Here is a 17,650-nt window from a genome sequence, read left to right on the forward strand (position 1 = left end):
TCCGTCACGTGCACAGGAATGCACGTGCGCGGGCGCGCGTTGGTGACCACATGACCGACGACACCCTGCACCTGTCCGTCCTCGACCTGGCCACCCGCGAGTACGGCCAGTCCAACACCGAGGCCCTGCAGGGGTCCATCGACATGGCCGTGCACGCCGAACAGCTCGGGTACGAGCGGTTCTGGGTCGCCGAGCACCACGGGATGCCGGGCATCACGTCCTCGGCCCCGGCGGTGCTGCTGAGCGCCGTGGGTGCGGCCACCTCGACCATCCGCATCGGATCCGGTGGCGTGATGCTGCCGAACCACGCGCCGCTCGTCGTCGCCGAGCAGTTCGGCACCCTCCGTGCGCTGTACGGCGACCGGGTCGACCTCGGGCTCGGGCGCGCTCCCGGCACCGACGGCGCGACGGCGATGGCCCTCCGCCGCACCGACCGACTCGACGTCGACGACTTCCCGGACCGCCTCGCCGACCTGATCGGCTTCTTCACCGGCATGGACGAGTCGAACCCACTGTCGGGCATCCGCGCGGTGCCGGGCTATGGCGACGTGCCGGAGTTCTGGCTGCTCGGGTCCTCCGGCTACAGCGCCCAGGTCGCCGGCGCACTCGGTGTATCGTTCGCCTTCGCGCACCACTTCGCCTCGGACAACACCGAGGCAGCGCTCGCCCTGTACCGCGACTCGTTCCGTCCCTCGCGCTTCCGGCAGACGCCGAACGCCCTGATCGGCGTGCAGGTCGTCACCGACGAGGACCCCGCCGTCGTCGATGAGCAGAGCGCCCCGGGGATGATCTCCTTCATCCGGATGCGCTCCGGGCGGAAGCCCGAGCCGGTGTCGATGGACGAGGCCCGCGCGTACGAGTTCAACGACCTCGAGCGTCGGTTCATCGCCGCCCGTACCGAGCGTCAGGCCTACGGCAACGCCGAGCAGGTCGCGGAGAAGATCAACGCGCTCGTGGCGTCGACCGGGGCGAACGGCGTGATCGTCTCGCCCGGTGCCGCCCAGGCGCGGTACCGGCACCAGGCGCTCGACGTCGTGGCCGGGCTGCACGCCGCCGGCACGCTCGTGCCCGCGGGTGCTGCTGCTGGCGCCGGGGCGTCGTCCGTCGGCTAGTCCGGGTCGCTTCGTGAGCAGGAATGGTCGGGTGTCCGCTGGGCACCCGACCATTGCTGCTCACGAAGTTCGACGGAGCCTCAGCTGAGCAAGCCCAGGCGCGTGGCTGCGGCGACCGCCCCGACGCGGGAACCGACGTCGAGCTTCCGGAACACGTTGTAGACGTGCCGCTTCACCGTGCCGATCGCGAGTTGCAGGTCGGCGGCGATCTCGGCGTTGGTTCGTGCAGCGGCGAGGAGTCGCAGGACCTCGAGCTCGCGGTCGCTCAGCGGTGACCCGGCGCGGGCCTCGGTGACCAGGTCGACGGGGAACGTGACGGGTGCCGCATCGGCGTGGGCTGCCCGGGCGATGCGGTCGACGAGTTCGCGGCTCGGGGTGTCCTTCGTGACGAAGTCGACCGCGCCGGCGTCCAGCAGCGTCCTACGGAGGACGGCGTCCCGGTGCATCGTGAGCACCACCACCCGGATGTCCGGGCGGGTGCGGCGGACCGTGGCGATCGTCGTCCGTGCCGGAGGGCCGTCCAGCTCGACGTCGAGCAACAGGACGTCGATCGCGGCGGCCTCGGGGGAGTCGAGCACCTCGGACGGTCGCTCGCCGTGGGCCACGACGCGGATCGTGGGGACCGCGGCCAGGATCGTGGCGAGTCCTTCGCGGAAGAGCCGGTGGTCGTCGACGATGGCGACGTGGGTGACGGTCACAGGGTGCCCCTCGGGATGGTCAGACGGACGGTGGTGCCGTGGTCTCGGCTGCCGCGGACGCTCTCGACGTCGAGCCGGGCGCCGATCACCGTGGCACGTTCGCGCATGGTCTGCTGTCCGAGGCGACCGTCGGCGTCGCTCCGCACGTCGAAGCCCGGTCCGTCGTCGGAGACGGTCACGACCACGGCAGCGGGTGACCATGCAAAGCACACCGACGTCGTCGCACCCGGGGCGTGCTTGCTGCGGTTCGTGAGCGCCTCGAGCAGGATCGTCAGGGCCTCCTCGGCCTGCCAGTTGGGCAGCGGCACGGGTGTGCCGGTCGACTCCACGGACAGGCGATCGTCGTCGGGGAACAGGTCCCGCACGTGTCGGCGCAGGGCATCGTCGAGCAGCGCGTCCCCGACCCGCGCGTGCAGGCTCACCGCGAGGTCCTGCACGTCACCGAGGGCGCTCCGGAGCAGCCGCGCTGCGTCCTCCAGCTGGTCGGCTCGCTCGTCCGAGGGCGGGTCCGTCAGCAGGACGAGGTCGAGCCGCTGCAGTCCGGCGAGGATGCCGTGGGCGACCCGGTCGTGCAGGTCCCGGGCGATCTGCATCCGGGAGTCGAGGTGGGCCGTCGTGACGCGCTGGCGCAGTGCCTCGGTGTACGCGACCGCCCCGGCCGGGAACCGGCTCCAGATGCCCGCGTGCAGGGCCCGGGTGGCCCGCAGGACCTCGGCGGTGGACGCAGCACCGACCTCGTCGACGAAGACCGGCAGGTAGGCGTCGAAGAGCATCTCCGCCGCGAGCATGGCTCCGGCCGGGTGCTGTGTGTGCTCGGCGTGCAGGGAGCCGGTCGCCAAGTGCTCCGGATCGAGGTAGGCGTTGCTCACCACGCTGTCCTCGCCACCGGCGCCGTAGCGCTCGTGGGCCTCGGCGATCATCGACGTCACGTTGTCGACCAGGTTCTGCGTGAGGACCGGGTCGTCGGCGAGTTCGGGGAACTGCGCGGCGATCCGTTCGAGGACCGGGCGGAGGTGGTCGGCGCGTGACATCGCTGTCGAGGCTATCCGCGTCATTGCAGTCGGGGGAGCGGCAGTGACGTCGTGTGTCGGGAGGTGTAGTGCCGAGCGCCCGACCGCGGAAAGCAGAAGGCCCCGGTTCCGGAGAACCAGGGCCTTCTTCGTACTGTCTCAACACAGTGTCGGGGTGACAGGATTTGAACCTGCGACCTCCTCGTCCCGAACGAGGCGCGCTACCAAGCTGCGCCACACCCCGCGGTGTGATCACTCCGTACCGGAGCAACCCGACAAGTCTATCCGATGATCGGGGATGCTCACGACCATCCGGTGAACTCCCGGGCGCGTCGGTTCAGGTAGCCCGTGCTGTGAGGGTGATCACGACGGCCTCTGGTCGGCAGGCGAACCGGACGGGCGCGTAGATCGAAGTGCCGAGGCCCGCGGAGACCTCGAGCCACGACCAGTGGTTGCGGTGCTCCCACTTGTGCAGCCCGCTGGCGTACCGGCGGGGGAGGTCGCTGTTCGTGACGAGCGCACCGACCCCGGGGACGGCGACCTGACCGCCGTGGGTGTGGCCGGCGAAGATGATGTCGGCACCCTGGGTCACGAAGGCATCGAGCACGCGACGGTAGGGCGCGTGCGTGACACCGATCGCGACCGGTGCGGGCCCGTCCTCGTCCTCGGACCAGGGCACGTCGCTGCGCATCTCGTCGACGTTGGTGGGGAGCAGGTCGAGGCGGTCCCAGTCGCGGTGCGCGTCCGAGGTGCCGAACAGCTCGAACCGGGAGCCGCGGAGTTCGATCGCGTGCGCCTGGTCGTTCAGGTCGAGCCAGCCGAGCGACTCGAAGAACGCCGTCTGCCGATCGATGTCGAGACCGACGGGCTCCGCAGCCTTGTGCATCCGGCTCGGCCCCGAGAAGTACTTGAGCGGGTTACGCGGGGAGGGCCCGAAGAAGTCGTTCGACCCGTAGGCGAAGCCCCCGGGCACCCCGCGGAACGGCTCGAGCGCGTACTCCACGGCGGCATTCGCCGTCGCGTGCCCGAGGTTGTCCCCGGTGTTCACGATGAAGTCCGGTTCGACCAGGCTCAGGTCGCGCAGCCACTGCTGCTTGTCGGCCTGCCACGGGGCCATGTGGATGTCGGAGAGGTGCAGGACGGTGACGTCACGGGAACCCGGCGGGAGCACCGGAACGGTCTCCCACCGGATCCTGAAGCGACGACGCTCGACGAGCGAACCCCAGGCTGCTGAAGCGGCACCGACGGCCGCACCGGCTGCGAGGACCCCGAGCGCGGCGCGACCGCGGGTCACTTGCAGTCCTTGGGGGCCTTGCCGTTCTTGTCGCCGTAGAGCTGGATCGTCACGTTGTCGTTCTTGTTCGCCGTGGCGTTGATCGCCGGCTCGACCGCGGCGACCTTGCAGGTCTTGCCACCGCCACCCTTGGCGTAGCTGTCGGCGAGGTTGACGTTCGTGAACCCTGCGTCGTTCAGGGCCGAGCGGGCGTCCCCGAGGGAGTCGCCGCCGATCTCCGGAACGGTCGCCTGGGTGCCGTCGGACGTGTAGACGGTGACGCTCGAACCCGAGGACAGGAGCGCACCCGCCGCCGGGGACGTCGAGGTCACGGAGCCGGGGTTCCCCGGGCCGGGACGCGCGCCGCCGTCGACGTAGGTGAACCCGGCACCCGAGATCGCCGCGCGGGCCTCGTCAGCGGTCTTGCCCTGCAGGTTCGGGAGTGCCTTGGCGTTGCCGCGGAGCGCCGAGGTGTTCGGGTCCGTGAAGGGGCCCGCCGGGTACGTGGCGTTCACAGGGGTCATCGCCTGCTTCCAGACGTCTGCACGAACGCCGGCGTAGGTGCCGTTCACCCCGTTGCTGTAATGGCGGAGGTTGTTCAGCTTGCCGTCCGTGTTGCCTTGCCAGTAGGCCGTCGCAACCCGCGAGCTCGCGCCCACGAGCCAGATCTGGTTCGCGGTGTCGGTCGTGCCGGTCTTCGCGAAGAGCTGCGTACCGTCCGGAGTCTGGGCCCCACGCGCGGTACCGCTGGCGATGGTGCCCTTCATCGCGTAGACGGCCGCGTGCGCGACCTCAGGGTCGATCGCCTGCTTGCAGTCCTTCGTCTGGCCGCCGAGCTTCTTGCCGGACGGCGAGGTGATCTCGTCGATGGCGATCGGCTTGCAGTAGATGCCGTTGTTGGACACGGCTGCGTATGCGGCTGCCATCGTCATGGGCGCGATGTCGTTGGTCCCGAGGACCGCCGACGGGTTGTACTGCAGCTCCCCGCCGTCCGCGCGGTGCACACCGAGGGATTCGGCTGTGTCGCGGATGTCGCAGAGATCGAGCTTCTGCGCCATGTTGAGGAACGCCAGGTTGATCGATCCAGCGGTCGCCGCGGCGACGGTGTAGTTGCCGCTCTCGCCCGGGCTGTCGTTCTTCGGGTTGTAGTCACCCGCGTACAAGGGCTGGCCACAAGCGGTCCATCCGGTCGACATGTTGCGCGGCGCCCCGCTCACGACTTCATTGAGGCCGTGGCCCGCTTGCAGCCAGGCGAGCAGCGTGAACAGCTTGTACGTCGAGCCGGTCTGGAAGCCACCGGAGTTGCCGTACTTGTAGTCGACGCTGTAGTTGATGCTCGTCGATGTCGGCGCGGACTTGAGCGACTGGTCGTAGTCCTTGTTCTGCGCCATCGTGATGATGCGCCCGGACCCGGCCTCGATCGAGTTGAGCGTCGCGCCGAGGGCGAGGTTCGTCTCGGCCTTGTTGTCGTAGGTGTTGACGAGGCGCTTCTGCTCGGCGTTCAGATCGATGTTCAGCGACGTCTGGATCTTGTAGCCGCCGTTCCGCCACGCGGTGTCGCGTGCCTTCTGCGACGAGCCGAGCTGCGACATCTCCTTGACGACCTTGACCGCGTAGTCGCAGAAGAACTGCGAGCCGTCGCCGACCGAGGCACGGCAACCCTGCGAGGGCTGCGTCAAGTGCACGTAGTCCGCCGGCTTCGACTGGCGGGCCGTGCGGTACTCGGCCTCGGTGAGGTTCTTCTGGTCGTACATCGAGCGGAGCACGACGTTGCGTCGCGCGACGTTGGCGTCGTACTTCTTGGGGTTCGACAGGTTGCGCGCCTCGGGGTACTGCACGATGGCGATGAGCGACGCGGCCTCGGCCGGGGTCAGGTCGGTCGCGCTCTTGTTGTAGTAGTGCTGTGCCGCGGCCTGCACGCCGTAGGTCTGGTCGCCGAAGTAGGCGATGTTCAGGTAGGCGGTGAGGATCTCCTTCTTGGAGTACTTCTTCGCCAGCCCGATCGCGAGCTTCATCTCCTCGAGCTTGCGGGGGATGGTCTGCTCGACGGCCTCGTTGTAGGCCTTGACCTGTTCCTTCTTCGTCGGGAGTTCGAGGGCCTGCTGCATCTTGATGTTGCGGACGAGCTGCATGGTCAGCGTCGATCCACCGCCGGACTCACCGAGACCGCCCGCGATGCTGCCCACACCGGCGCGGATGAGCGAGGTCATGTCGACGCCGCCGTGATTGTAGAAGCGCTTGTCCTCGCCGTCGATGGCGGCGTTCTTCAGCTGGTCGCTGATCTGGTCGAACTTCAGTTCCTGGCGGTTCTGGTCGTAGACCGTCGCGAAGTGCACCGGCTTGCCGCCCGAGTACGCGTACAGCTCGTTGCGCTGCGGCAGGTCACCGATCTCGATGTACTCCGGCAGGGACTCGAACACGCCGATCGTGGACGTCGTCGTGACACCGGCGACGGCGATGGCCGGGGTGACCCCGATCGTGACGAGCAGGCCGGCGAGGGCACTGAACCCGACGAATCCGATGAAGGCGCCGACTGCTGAGACGGGCTTGGTCCGCGATGCAGACGTCTTCTGGGCAGACATAGGATGCAGCCTAAACGACACCCCCGACTGAAAGGCTGGCAAGGAACCGCATGACTCGCTGGGAGTACTTCACCACGCCGCTGATGATCCACAACACCACCGCGATCCTCAACAACTACGGGGACGAGGGCTGGGAGCTGGTCCAGATCGTCACCGGGCCCGAGGGCGGTCTCGTCGCCTACCTGAAGCGCCCCAAGGCAGACGCATGACCGTCTCCGACCGGCTCGCCGCACTCGGCCTGACGATCCCCACGGTCGCCGCGCCCGTCGCCGCCTACGTGCCCGCCGTCGTGACGGGCCAGTACGTCTACACGGCGGGCCAGCTGCCGTTCGTCGACGGCGCCCTGCCCGTGACCGGCAAGGTCGGCACCGACGTCGACGCCGAGACCGCCGCCGCGCAGGCCCGCGTCGCTGCGCTGAACGCCCTGGCGGCCGTGCAGTCGGTCGCCGGTTCGCTCGACCGCGTGGCCCGTGTCGTCAAGGTCACGGTCTTCGTCGCATCGGACCCGTCGTTCACCGGCCAGCCCGGCGTCGCGAACGGCGCGTCGACCCTGGTCGGCGAGGTCTTCGGCGACGCCGGCGTCCACGCGCGGAGCGCGGTGGGCGTCGCGGTGCTCCCGCTGGACGCGCCGGTCGAGGTCGAGCTGGTGGTGGAGCTCACCGCCTGACGGACCGTCAGCCGAACGCAGTACGCGAGCAGGGCCTCCAGTCCGAGACGGACGGGAGGCCCTGCTCGCGTTCGCGGGACTACATGAGTTCCGCGATGGTCGCCATGATCGTCGGGTCGGCGAGCGTCGTCGTGTCGCCGATGCGGCGGCCCTCGGCCGCGTCGCGGAGCAGGCGCCGCATGATCTTGCCGGAGCGTGTCTTCGGCAGCTCCGGCACGATGACGACCTGGCGCGGCTTCGCGATCGCGCCGATCCGCTTGCCCACCCAGTTGCGGAGCTCCGCGGAGGCGGTCTCTCGGTCGACGTCGGCGGCGGCCTCGGCCGTCAGGATGACGAAGGCGACGACGGCCTGCCCGGTGGTCTCGTCGGCGGCGCCGACTACGGCGGCCTCGGCGACGCCCTCGTGGCCGACCAGGGCGGACTCGATCTCGGCCGTGGACAGGCGGTGTCCCGAGACGTTCATGACGTCGTCGACGCGCCCCTGCACCCAGATGTCGCCCTGCCCGTCGAGCCGCGCGCCGTCGCCGGCGAAGTAGCGGCCGGGGAACCGCGACCAGTACGTCTCCACGAACCGGTCCGGGTCGTTCCAGATCCCGCGCGCCATCGACGGCCACGGCTCGGTGATCGTGAGGTAGCCGCTCTCGCCGGGGTCGGCACGGTTGCCGTCGTCGTCGACGATCTCGGCGACGATGCCCGGCAGTGGCGTCTGCGCGGCGCCGGGCTTGAGCTTCGTGACGCCGGGCAGCGCGGAGATCATGATGGCGCCGGTCTCGGTCTGCCACCACGTGTCGACGATCGGCGTGCGGTCGTGGCCGATGACCTGGCGGTACCACTGCCACGCCTCGGGGTTGATCGGTTCGCCGACGCTGCCGAGCAGGCGGAGGGTCTCGAGGCTGCGGGCCTCGGGGATCTCGCGGCCGGCCTTCATCGCCGCACGGACCGCCGTGGGTGCGGTGTAGAGGACGGTGACGCCGTACGCGTCGACCAGGTCCCACCAGCGACCGGGCTTCGGCTCGTCGGGCGTGCCCTCGTAGAGCACCTGGGTGACGCCGTTGGCGAGCGGGCCGTAGACGACGTAGGAGTGTCCGGTGATCCAGCCGATGTCGGCGGTGCACCAGTAGACGTCCTTCTCCGGGTGCATGTCGAAGACGTTCTTGTGCGTGTACGCCGCCTGGGTCAGGTAGCCGCCGGAGGTGTGCACGATGCCCTTCGGCTTCCCGGTCGTGCCCGAGGTGTACAGGATGAACAGCGGGGTCTCGGCGGAGAAAGCCTGCGCTTCGTGGGTCGGGTCGGCCTTCGCCAGCTCGTCGTGCCACCAGACGTCGCGGTCGTTCCACGTGATGTCGTTGCCACCGCGCTTGACGACCAGGACGTGCTCGACGGTGTCGGTGCCCTCGCCGGTCAGCGCCTCGTCGACGGCGGGCTTGAGCGGTGAGACGGCGCCGCGCCGCCAGCCGCCGTCCGCGGTCACGATCAGCTTGGCGCCGGCGTCCTCGATGCGTGCGCGGAGGCTCTCCGCGCTGAACCCGCCGAAGACGACGGAGTGCACGGCGCCGATGCGGGCGACGGCGAGCATGGTGACGACGGCCTCGGGGATGAGCGGCAGGTACACGACCACGCGGTCGCCCTGGCCGACGCCGAGGTCGATGAGCATGTTCGCGGCGCGCTGCACCTCGGCGGTCAGTTCGGCGTAGGTGATCCGGCGCGTGTCGCCGGGAGCGCCCTCGAAGTGGATCGCGACCCGGTCGCCGTTGCCCGCGCGGACGTGCCGGTCGAGGCAGTTCTCGGCGACGTTGAGCGTGCCGTCGGCGAACCACTTCGCGAACGGGGCGCCGGACCAGTCGAGTGTCTGCGTGAACGGGGTGCGCCAGTCGATGAGCGTGCGGGACTGTTCGGCCCAGAAGGCTTCACGGTCGGCCGCTGCCGCGTGGTGGAGGTCCTCGCCGGCGACCGCGTCGGCCACGAACTCGGGCGGCGGCGCGAAGGTCGCTCCGTCGTCGCCTCGGGGGTCGGTCTGGGTCGGAGTGGACATCGATGTCCTTTCGCGTCGTTGCGGCCTCTGGGTGCATCCGTCGTGGATGCGTGTGGGTACCCGTCGTGGGTGCCTGCGTGCATCCGTCGTGGGTGCGTTCGTGCATCCGGAGACTACCCCTCGGCCGGGCCGGGGTGCGGCACGCCCGGAGGTCGTGTCCGGGGTTGCCCCGGAGGGCCGATCATGGGGTACAGTAGTTCTCGCTGGACTCGTTTCCGGCGGCATCGAATCGGATTCCCCCCAATCCCTCGATGTCAAGGCGGCACCTGTTCCCCCCAACCGGTGCCGCCTCTTCTGTTTCCCAGGGTCCGGCTCGAGCGATGGTGGCTCGTCGGGCTTCGTCGTGTGCCCCGATCCGCGCAGGGACGCCGTTCGTGTGGACAGACCGGTCCATGCTTCTGCATGCATTCTGCATGGACCCGCGTAGCAGGTGCTACGTCCAGTCCCGCCGCCGGAAGCAGGGGTGGTCGGCGACGCGGGTGGCATCGGTGTCGCCTCATCGACCGGGGTACGGGTTTCCGTTTCGGGGGACAAACCGGCCCGTTGGTCGAGCGCTCCTGCGTTGTCCACAGATGTGAGGACCGTCCGATCAGCGCGGTGGTGCGCTCCCTACCGTCGGCGGCATGCCCCTGCACCGTGCTCCTCCGCTTCCCCGTCCGTCGTCCGCAGCATCCTCCTCGTCCTCGTCCTCGTCCGCGTCTCCTGCGGTCTCCGCGCCGGGGCGGACGCGTGCTCCGTCGCCGCCCTTCCTCCCCGGGGTCGCACCCCCGGCTCGTCGCCGGCCCGCCGTCGTGGTCGAGTTCGAGGAGCTCGCCGCCCTGGTGACGGACGCCGCCGTGACGGACGTCCTCGTGCTCGGGGGCGTCGGGACCTGGGTCGACCGCGGGGCCGGACTCGAAGCGGTGCAGCCCCGCCTGACCGAGGCGCGTGCGCGGGAACTCGCGACCCGCCTCGTCGCGCTCGGTGGCCGCCACGTCGACGAGACCACACCCTGCGCGGACGTGCGGCACGGCGACGGCGTCCGCGTCCACGTCGTGCTCGCCCCGGTGTCCGTCTCCGGCACCGCCGTGTCGATCCGCCTGCCGCAGGCGCAGCGACCGACGCTCGCCGCCCTCGAACGCGGCGGGACCTTCGCGTTCGTCCCGCGGTCGGTCGTCGAGGACGCCGTCGCCGCACGTCGGAACGTCCTGGTCACCGGGGCGACGGGCAGCGGCAAGACCACCCTGCTCGCGGCGATGCTCGGGAGCGTGCCCGTCGACGAGCGGATCGTGACCGTCGAGGACGTCGCCGAACTCCGGATCGCCCATCCGCACGTCGTCGCGCTCGAGGCACGGCAGGCGAACGCCGAGGGGGTCGGCGCGCTCGGCCTCGACCGGCTCGTGCGCGAGGCGTTGCGCATGCGACCGGACCGGATCGCGGTGGGGGAGTGCCGCGGCGCCGAGGTCCGCGAACTCCTGTCGGCCCTGAACACCGGGCACGACGGCGGAGCGGGCACCGTGCACGCCAACGGCATCGCCGACGTGGCAGCCCGGCTCGAAGCGCTCGGAGCGCTCGCCGGACTCGGGGCCGAGGCGCTCGCCAGACAGGCCGTCAGCGCCTTCGACCTCGTCCTGCACGTGGAACGCCGAGCAGGACAGCGGCGGCTCGGTGGTGTGGGGACGTTGCGCGTCGCCCCGGACGGGAGGCTCGAGGTGCGCCCGGTGGACGGGCTACGGTGAACAGACACGGACCCGACGGCCCGGCGCGGGTTGCCCGGGCGCTCGACCGGGTGGCGACGCTGGTCGCGGCGGGCGTCCCGCCGCCGCGAGCATGGCGGCTCGTCGGCGGACTACCCGGGGTCGGCGGGCCCGCTCAGCACGACATCGCCGTGGTCCTCCGCGTCGCGGACCGCACCGGGGCGCCCGTCGCGGAGACCCTCCGCGGGCTGGCCGGTGCGCTCCGCAGCGCCGCCGCCTCGGACCGGGCGATCCAGGTCGCCCTGGCCGGACCGCGGACGAGCGCACGGGTCGTGCTCGCGCTGCCGCTCTTCGGGCTGGGCCTCGGAGCGGCCTGGGGCGCCGGCGCCGTCGAGGTCCTCGTCGGTTCGCTCGCCGGCTGGACCTGCACCGCGGCAGCTGCTGCCCTCGTGTTCGCCGGACGGCAGTGGACGGCGCGTCTGGTCCGCTCCGCGACGCCGGACGGACGGGTCCCCGGGGTGCTCCTCGATGCCTGGGCCGTGGCCGTCGCCGGAGGCGGGCCCTGGAGCACCGCGGGGCACGCCGTCGCCGAGGCCTCCGCGGGTGTCGTTCCGCCGACGGGTGACCTGGACCGGCTGCGTGAGGTGCTCGACCTGGCCCGACGCGCCGGTGTCCCCGCCGCCGGGCTGCTCCGACGTGCCGCCGAGGACGTCCGTGACGAGGCGGCCGCGGAGGGGCTCGTGGCGGCGGAACGACTGGCCGTCCGACTGGTGCTGCCACTCGGGGTCTGCGTCCTGCCGGCGTTCGTGCTCGTGGGGGTGGTGCCCGTGGTGGTGGGGGTCCTCTCCTCCACGGTGGGCGGAGCCGGGTGACCTCTCCACAGATGCCGCCGCGACACCGCGACCGCGACCGCAGCCCGGACAGGCTGGTCCCACCGAACAGAAAGGACGGACTCCATGAGCACCACGTCTCCTCCCACCCGCCGCCCCGGCCAGTCCACCCGACCCGGTCGCCGTCGTCACACCGTCGCGCGGTTGCGGTCCCGACTCCGCGACGACCGGGGCTCGGCGACCGCCGAGTACGCGGTCGTCATCCTCGCCGCCGTGGCCTTCGCCGGTGTGCTCGTCGCGGTCATGCGCTCCGGCGAGGTCCAGACCATCCTGACCGACCTCGTCCGTGGCGCGCTCTCGCTGTGAACGCGGCTCCGTGACGGTCGAGTTCGCGGTGGCGCTCCCCGTTGTGGCACTCGTGCTGACCGCGCTCGTCGCGGCGGTGCTCGTCGTCGACACGCAGGGCCGCCTGCAGCTCGCCGCAGCCACCGCGGCCCGGGCGATCGGACGCGACGACGAGGCCCGGGGGCGCGCCGCGGCCGAACGGATCGTCCCGGGGGTCTCGGTCGTCGTCCGTGCCACCGAGGACCTGGTGTGCGTCGACGCCACGCGCGGCGGGACCGGTCCGTTCGCGGCGGTGCCGTTGCACGCGACGGGGTGCGCCGCGAGTCGGGGCGGCTGAGGTGGCGGGCCTCGGGGACCAACGGGGATCGGCGACCGTGCTGCTCGTGGCGGTCCTCGGTGTGGGTGTCCTCGTCGGGACCTCGGCGCTCGCCGCAGCCGCTCACCGCACGCAGGCACTGCGCGCCCAGGGTGCCGCCGACGCGGTCGCCGTGGGCACGGCGGCGGCCGCCACCGGGCTGGTGGCGGGGGAGCCCTGCGCGGTCGCCACCCGCATCGCCACGGCGAACGGGGCCACCCTCGACGCCTGCGAACTCGTCACCACCACGGCCCGGGTCCGCGTGGTCGTGGGCACCGGCCCGTTCGCCGCCGGCGCCCTCGCGGTGGCCGGTCCGGCAGGCGAGCCGCCCGAACACTATGTGTATGGTGTGCCTGTCGGCCCGCGGTCACCGATGTCCCGGTCGACCCGGACACGCTCGTGGACAGGGCCGATCAGCACCATCGATCAAGGAGACACGTGCCAGGCACGAAGAAGCTCGTGATCGTCGAGAGCCCCGCGAAGGCGAAGACGATCGCGCAATACCTCGGTGACGGATACGAAGTCCAGGCCTCGGTCGGACACATCCGCGACCTCGTCGAGCCGAAGAACCTGCCGGCCGAGCTCAAGAAGGGCTCCCTCGGCAAGTTCTCGGTGGACGTCGACAACGGCTTCGAGCCGTACTACGTCGTGTCCGACGCCAAGAAGAAGACCGTCTCCGAGCTCAAGCGCGCCCTGAAGGACGCCGACGAGCTCTACCTCGCAACAGATGAAGACCGCGAGGGTGAAGCGATCGCGTGGCACCTGCTCCAGGTCCTGAAGCCGAAGGTCCCCGTCAAGCGGATGGTCTTCCACGAGATCACGAAGGAGGCGATCCAGCGCGCGCAGGAAGCCACCCGTGAGCTCGACACCGCCCTCGTCGACGCGCAGGAGACCCGCCGCATCCTCGACCGTCTCTACGGGTACGAGGTCTCGCCGGTCCTGTGGCGCAAGGTCGCACCGGGCCTGTCCGCCGGCCGCGTGCAGTCCGCCGCGACCCGTCTGGTCGTCGACCGTGAGCGCGAGCGCCTGGCGTTCGTGTCCGCCAACTACTGGGACCTCTCCGCCCGGTTCGAGAAGGCCGGCGAGTCCTCCTTCTCCGCGCGACTCGCCCGGATCCACGGCACCCGCGTCGCGTCGGGGCGTGACTTCGACGACCGCGGCACGCTGAGCGGTGACGTCGTCCGTCTCGACCAGGCGGCTGCCGCATCGCTCACGACCGTCCTCGAGCGCGCCGGGGACGCCACGGTCCGCAGCGTCGACTCGAAGCCGTACACGCGGCGTCCGGCAGCCCCGTTCACCACGTCGACGCTCCAGCAGGAAGCCGCACGCAAGCTCCGTCTGTCGCCGCGACAGACCGCCCGTGCCGCGCAGACCCTGTACGAGAACGGCTACATCACCTACATCCGTACCGACTCCGTCTCGCTCTCGAAGCAGGCGATCGACGCGGCGCGCAAGCAGGCGGCCGACCTCTACGGCTCGGCCACGGTGCCCGACAAGCCCCGGCTGTACGCGAGCAAGAGCAAGAACGCACAGGAAGCGCACGAGGCGATCCGACCCGCCGGCGACTCCTTCCGCACCCCGCAGCAGCTCCAGGGCACCCTGACCGGTGTCGAGTGGCGCCTGTACGACCTCATCTGGAAGCGCACCATCGCGTCCCAGATGGCGGACGCCAAGGGTTCGACCGCGTCGATCGTGCTCGGTATCTCCTCCACCGAGTCGGTCGAGGGCATCGCTTCGACCGCGAACGGCACCGACGCCGAGTTCACCGCATCCGGCACGGTCATCACGTTCCGCGGCTTCCTCAGCGCCTACGAAGAAGGTCGCGACGAGGACCGCCACGAGTCGTCCGAGCGGGCCGGCCAGGACGTCGCCCTGCCGAACGTGTCCGCGGGCGAGCACCTCGCGGTCACCGATGTCGAAGCGAAGGGGCACGACACCACCCCGCCGCCACGCTTCACCGAGGCGAGCCTGATCAAGACGCTCGAAGAGCTGGGGATCGGGCGCCCGTCCACCTACCCCACGATCAGCCCGACGATCATCGACCGCGGGTACGTCTCGCTCCGTGGCACGCAGCTCGTGCCGAACTGGATCGCCTTCAGCGTGGTGCGTCTGCTCGAGGAGTACTTCGGCGAGCTCGTGGAGTACGACTTCACGGCCGAGATGGAAGAAGACCTCGACCGCATCGCGCGCGGCGACGCCGACCGGGTGGACTGGCTCAAGGGTTTCTACTTCGGTGGCGGCGACGACGACCAGCGCGGCCTGCGGACCGTCATCGACAACCTCGGTGAGATCGACGCCCGCGAGATCAACTCGGTCGAACTCGCTCCGGGGCTCACCCTCCGGATCGGTCGGTACGGCCCCTACATCGAGGTACCGAGCGACGACCCCGAGAAGCCGCGCCGGGTCAACGTGCCGGAGGACCTCGCTCCCGACGAACTGACCGTCGAGAAGGCCAAGGAACTCGTCGACGCCCCCGTGATCGGCGACCGTGTCGTCGGGATCAACCCGGAGACCGGGAAAGAGGTCCTGGCGAAGGACGGCCGTTTCGGCCCCTACGTCACCGAGCGCACCCCGGAGCCGGAGTCCACGGTGGACCCGAAGACCGGCGAGGTCGTCGAGGCACCCGCCGCGGCTGCCGAGGCAGCGGTGACCGAGGCCCCCGCGGCCGAGGCGACTGCCCAGACCGCGACGGGCAAGAAGGCCCCGGCGAAGAAGGCACCCGCGAAGAAGACGACGAAGAAGGCCGCGGCGCCGAAGGAACGTACCGCCTCGCTCTTCAAGTCGATGGACCCGCAGACCGTCGACCTCGAGACCGCGCTGAAGCTCCTCGACCTGCCCCGCGTGGTCGGTCAGGACCCGGAGACGGGCAACGACATCACGGCGCAGAACGGGCGGTACGGCCCCTACCTGAAGAAGGGGACGGACACCCGGACACTGCCCGGCGAGGACGCGATCTTCGACATCGACCTGCCCGGTGCCCTCGAACTGTTCGCCCAGCCGAAGTACGGCGGCAACCGCACCGCGAGCACCGCGCTCAAGGAGTTCGAAGCCGATCCGGTGTCCGGCAAGCCGATCAAGATGAAGGACGGCCGGTTCGGCCCGTACGTCACCGACGGCGAGACGAACGCGACCATCCCGAAGGGCGAGGACGTCGAGGCGGTCGACCACGCCCGTGCCGTCCAGCTCATCGCGGACAAGCGTGCCAAGGGGCCGGTCAAGAAGAAGACCCCGGCACGTCGGACGGCGGCCAAGAAGAAGTGACCGGTCGCTTCATCACGCTCGAGGGCGGCGACGGCGCGGGCAAGACCACCCAGGCGGAGCTGCTCTCGGCGTGGCTCGCCGAGCACGGCCGCACGGTACTGCGGACCCGCGAGCCCGGTGGCACGGACCTCGGCGTCCGGATCCGCGAGATGGTCCTGCACGAGCGTGGCCACGTCGCACCCCGCGCCGAGGCCCTGCTCTACGCGGCGGACCGCGCCCAGCACGTCGAGACGGTCGTCCGACCGGCGATCGCCCGCGGCGAGGTCGTCCTGCAGGACCGTTACATCGACTCGTCGGTGGCCTACCAGGGCGTCGCGCGCGGGCTCGGCGCCGAGCAGGTCCGCTCCGTGTCGGAGTGGGCGGCCGACGGTCTCGTGCCGGACCTCACGGTCCTGCTCGATCTCGACGTCACCATCGGGCGCGCTCGGGTGGCAGCGGCACGCGGGGACACCTTCGACCGCCTCGAGTCCGAGGCCGAGGGGTTCCACGAATCCGTCCGTCAGGCCTTCCTCGCGATGGCGGATGCCGAACCGTCGCGCTTCCTCGTCGTGGACGCATCAGCCCCGACCGACGCCGTGCAGCGTGCCGTCCGTGCAGCGGTCGCACCGCTCGTCGCGATCGACGTGGCATGACGGTGGTCACTGACAGGATGATCCCGTGAGCGTGTGGGACGGCCTGACCGGGCAGGAAGAAGCGGTCGCATCGCTGCGGAACGCCGCCGAGTCCACCGACGGCACCGGCGGCATGACCCACTCATGGCTCATCACCGGTCCGCCCGGATCAGGGCGGTCGAACGTGGCGACCGCCTTCGCCGCGGCGCTCGTGGGCAACGGCCCCGACGACGACCACACCCTGCGGCAGATCACCGCGAAGACCCACCCCGACGTCTCGGTGCTCACGACCCAGCGCGTGATCATCACGATCGACGAGATCCGGCAGCTCGTCACGTCGTCGTACTACTCGCCCTCGGTCGGGCGCTACCGCGTCGTCATCATCGAGGACGCCGACCGCATGACCGAGCGCACGTCGAACCTGCTGCTCAAGGCGCTCGAGGAACCCCCGGAGCGCACCGTGTGGATCCTGTGCGCCCCGAGTGAGGCCGACCTGCTGCCGACGATCCGGTCGCGCGTCCGCTCGGTCCGTCTGCGTGTGCCCGGCATCGAGTCCGTGGCCGATCTGCTCGTGGCCCGCACCGGGGTCGACCGCGCCCTCGCGATGGACGCCGCCCGCCAGGCGCAGAGCCACATCGGCATGGCGCAGCGCCTCGCGACGAGCGAACCGGCCCGCGATCGTCGTCGCCGGACCCTGACGACCGTGCTCGGGGTCCGGAGCGTCGGCGACGCCGTGATGGCCGCCGCCGAGCTGCTCGCCGTCGCCGACGAGGACGCCAAGTCCATCACCGAACAGCGCGATTCCGAGGAACGCGACGCCGCCCTGCGCTCACTCGGCGTCGAGCCCGGGGGGACGATCCCGCCGGCGCTCCGATCGCAGCTCCGCGCCCTCGAAGACGATCAGAAACGTCGCGCGACCCGCAGCCTGCGCGACGGTCTCGACCGCATCCTGGTGGACGTCTCCTCGCTCTACCGTGACCTGCTCCTGCTCGGCCTCGGTGCCCCGGCCGAACCGGTGAACCTCGCGATGCAAGACCAGCTCGAGCACGCGCTGCCGACGACCCCGCCCGCTGCTGCGCTCGAGGTCCTGGATGCGGTGGCCCTGGCACGCCAGCGGATCGCGGCGAACGTGGCGGCGCTGCTGGCACTCGAGGCGCTGCTCGTCACGATCGCCCGCGCCCGCCGCTGACGGCCCGGC

The 17,650-nt window shown here is 70.8% G+C and carries 16 protein-coding genes and 1 tRNA gene; 11 read left to right on the forward strand and 6 right to left on the reverse strand.

The genetic code is table 11. The features are described 5' to 3' along the window. Positions 1–50 precede the first annotated feature (50 nt). Entirely contained in the window at positions 51–1,112 is a 1,062-nt protein-coding gene (locus KK097_RS01645) for an LLM class flavin-dependent oxidoreductase (protein WP_214528504.1), read from the forward strand. Between the two features lie 80 nt (positions 1,113–1,192). On the opposite strand, the gene KK097_RS18530 is transcribed toward KK097_RS01645, so the two are convergent. The 5 genes from KK097_RS18530 to KK097_RS01670 form a co-directional block, all read right to left on the reverse strand. Further along, on the reverse strand, positions 1,193–1,810 hold the full coding sequence (locus tag KK097_RS18530; protein WP_111046814.1) for a response regulator transcription factor: 618 nt from the start codon (positions 1,808–1,810) through the stop codon (positions 1,193–1,195). Further along, positions 1,807–2,841, reverse strand: a complete 1,035-nt coding sequence (locus KK097_RS01655) for a sensor histidine kinase (protein ID WP_214543491.1) — start codon at positions 2,839–2,841, stop codon at positions 1,807–1,809. The genes KK097_RS18530 and KK097_RS01655 overlap by 4 nt, the downstream gene beginning before the upstream one ends. A 149-nt stretch (positions 2,842–2,990) precedes the next feature. Continuing rightward, positions 2,991–3,064: transfer RNA gene (locus KK097_RS01660), tRNA-Pro, on the reverse strand. 93 nt (positions 3,065–3,157) lie between these two features. Continuing rightward, positions 3,158–4,114: a metallophosphoesterase gene (locus tag KK097_RS01665; protein ID WP_214543492.1), complete on the reverse strand. Its 957-nt coding sequence runs from the start codon at positions 4,112–4,114 to the stop codon at positions 3,158–3,160. Beyond that, complete coding sequence (locus KK097_RS01670) at positions 4,111–6,675, reverse strand: transglycosylase domain-containing protein (RefSeq protein WP_214543493.1); 2,565 nt, start codon at positions 6,673–6,675, stop codon at positions 4,111–4,113. Before KK097_RS01670 ends, KK097_RS01665 begins: the two co-directional genes overlap by 4 nt. Before the next feature lie 50 nt (positions 6,676–6,725). Between KK097_RS01670 and sp36 the strand changes: the two genes are divergently transcribed. After that, positions 6,726–6,884, forward strand: a complete 159-nt coding sequence (gene sp36, locus KK097_RS01675; RefSeq protein WP_017888699.1) for a Sp36 family protein — start codon at positions 6,726–6,728, stop codon at positions 6,882–6,884. Beyond that, positions 6,881–7,342, forward strand: coding sequence for a RidA family protein (locus tag KK097_RS01680; protein ID WP_214543494.1), 462 nt, complete (start codon positions 6,881–6,883; stop codon positions 7,340–7,342). Before sp36 ends, KK097_RS01680 begins: the two co-directional genes overlap by 4 nt. Positions 7,343–7,421: 79 nt before the next feature. Here KK097_RS01680 and acs read toward each other — a convergent pair whose 3' ends face one another. Further along, positions 7,422–9,374 carry an acetate--CoA ligase gene (acs, locus tag KK097_RS01685; RefSeq protein WP_214543495.1) on the reverse strand — a complete coding sequence of 651 codons (1,953 nt, stop codon included), beginning with the start codon at positions 9,372–9,374 and terminating at the stop codon, positions 7,422–7,424. Positions 9,375–10,165: 791 nt separating this feature from the next. On the opposite strand from acs, the gene KK097_RS01690 reads away from it, so the two are divergent. From KK097_RS01690 to KK097_RS01725, 8 genes are all read left to right on the forward strand, one after another. Beyond that, positions 10,166–11,092: a TadA family conjugal transfer-associated ATPase gene (locus tag KK097_RS01690; RefSeq protein ID WP_214543496.1), complete on the forward strand. Its 927-nt coding sequence runs from the start codon at positions 10,166–10,168 to the stop codon at positions 11,090–11,092. Then, a complete protein-coding gene (locus KK097_RS18295; protein ID WP_214543497.1) occupies positions 11,089–11,922 on the forward strand; it encodes a type II secretion system F family protein in 834 nt (277 codons plus the stop codon). The genes KK097_RS01690 and KK097_RS18295 overlap by 4 nt, the downstream gene beginning before the upstream one ends. 84 nt (positions 11,923–12,006) lie before the next feature. Further along, positions 12,007–12,246 carry a DUF4244 domain-containing protein gene (locus KK097_RS01700; RefSeq protein WP_214543498.1) on the forward strand — a complete coding sequence of 80 codons (240 nt, stop codon included), beginning with the start codon at positions 12,007–12,009 and terminating at the stop codon, positions 12,244–12,246. A 10-nt stretch (positions 12,247–12,256) separates the two neighbouring features. Next, positions 12,257–12,562 (forward strand): TadE/TadG family type IV pilus assembly protein, encoded by a 306-nt coding sequence (locus KK097_RS01705; RefSeq protein ID WP_214543499.1) that lies wholly within the window; start codon positions 12,257–12,259, stop codon positions 12,560–12,562. A gap of 37 nt (positions 12,563–12,599) precedes the next feature. After that, on the forward strand, positions 12,600–13,043 hold the full coding sequence (locus KK097_RS01710) for a hypothetical protein (RefSeq protein ID WP_214543500.1): 444 nt from the start codon (positions 12,600–12,602) through the stop codon (positions 13,041–13,043). Then, positions 13,019–15,841 (forward strand): type I DNA topoisomerase, encoded by a 2,823-nt coding sequence (gene topA / locus KK097_RS01715; protein ID WP_214543501.1) that lies wholly within the window; start codon positions 13,019–13,021, stop codon positions 15,839–15,841. Before KK097_RS01710 ends, topA begins: the two co-directional genes overlap by 25 nt. Beyond that, positions 15,838–16,473 (forward strand): dTMP kinase, encoded by a 636-nt coding sequence (gene tmk / locus KK097_RS01720; RefSeq protein WP_214543502.1) that lies wholly within the window; start codon positions 15,838–15,840, stop codon positions 16,471–16,473. The genes topA and tmk overlap by 4 nt, the downstream gene beginning before the upstream one ends. Positions 16,474–16,498: 25 nt before the next feature. Next, the gene (locus KK097_RS01725) at positions 16,499–17,641 is read left to right on the forward strand and encodes a DNA polymerase III subunit delta' (RefSeq protein ID WP_071404998.1); all 1,143 of its coding nucleotides are present in this window, start codon (positions 16,499–16,501) and stop codon (positions 17,639–17,641) included. The last annotated feature ends 9 nt before the right edge of the window (positions 17,642–17,650 follow it).

Origin of the sequence: Curtobacterium flaccumfaciens (assembly GCF_018598405.1) — a bacterium.
GTDB classification, from domain to species: Bacteria; Actinomycetota; Actinomycetes; order Actinomycetales; family Microbacteriaceae; genus Curtobacterium; species Curtobacterium aurantiacum.

Excerpts from the sequence above, each read along its gene's own strand:
- acs (WP_214543495.1), bottom strand. The coding sequence starts at position 9,374 with ATGTCCACTCCGACCCAGACCGACCCCCGAGGCGACGACGGAGCGACC.
- KK097_RS01670 (WP_214543493.1), bottom strand. The coding sequence starts at position 6,675 with ATGTCTGCCCAGAAGACGTCTGCATCGCGGACCAAGCCCGTCTCAGCA.
- KK097_RS01700 (WP_214543498.1), top strand. The coding sequence starts at position 12,007 with ATGAGCACCACGTCTCCTCCCACCCGCCGCCCCGGCCAGTCCACCCGA.
- KK097_RS01680 (WP_214543494.1), top strand. The coding sequence starts at position 6,881 with ATGACCGTCTCCGACCGGCTCGCCGCACTCGGCCTGACGATCCCCACG.
- KK097_RS01655 (WP_214543491.1), bottom strand. The coding sequence starts at position 2,841 with ATGTCACGCGCCGACCACCTCCGCCCGGTCCTCGAACGGATCGCCGCG.
- sp36 (WP_017888699.1), top strand. The coding sequence starts at position 6,726 with ATGACTCGCTGGGAGTACTTCACCACGCCGCTGATGATCCACAACACC.
- KK097_RS01645 (WP_214528504.1), top strand. The coding sequence starts at position 51 with ATGACCGACGACACCCTGCACCTGTCCGTCCTCGACCTGGCCACCCGC.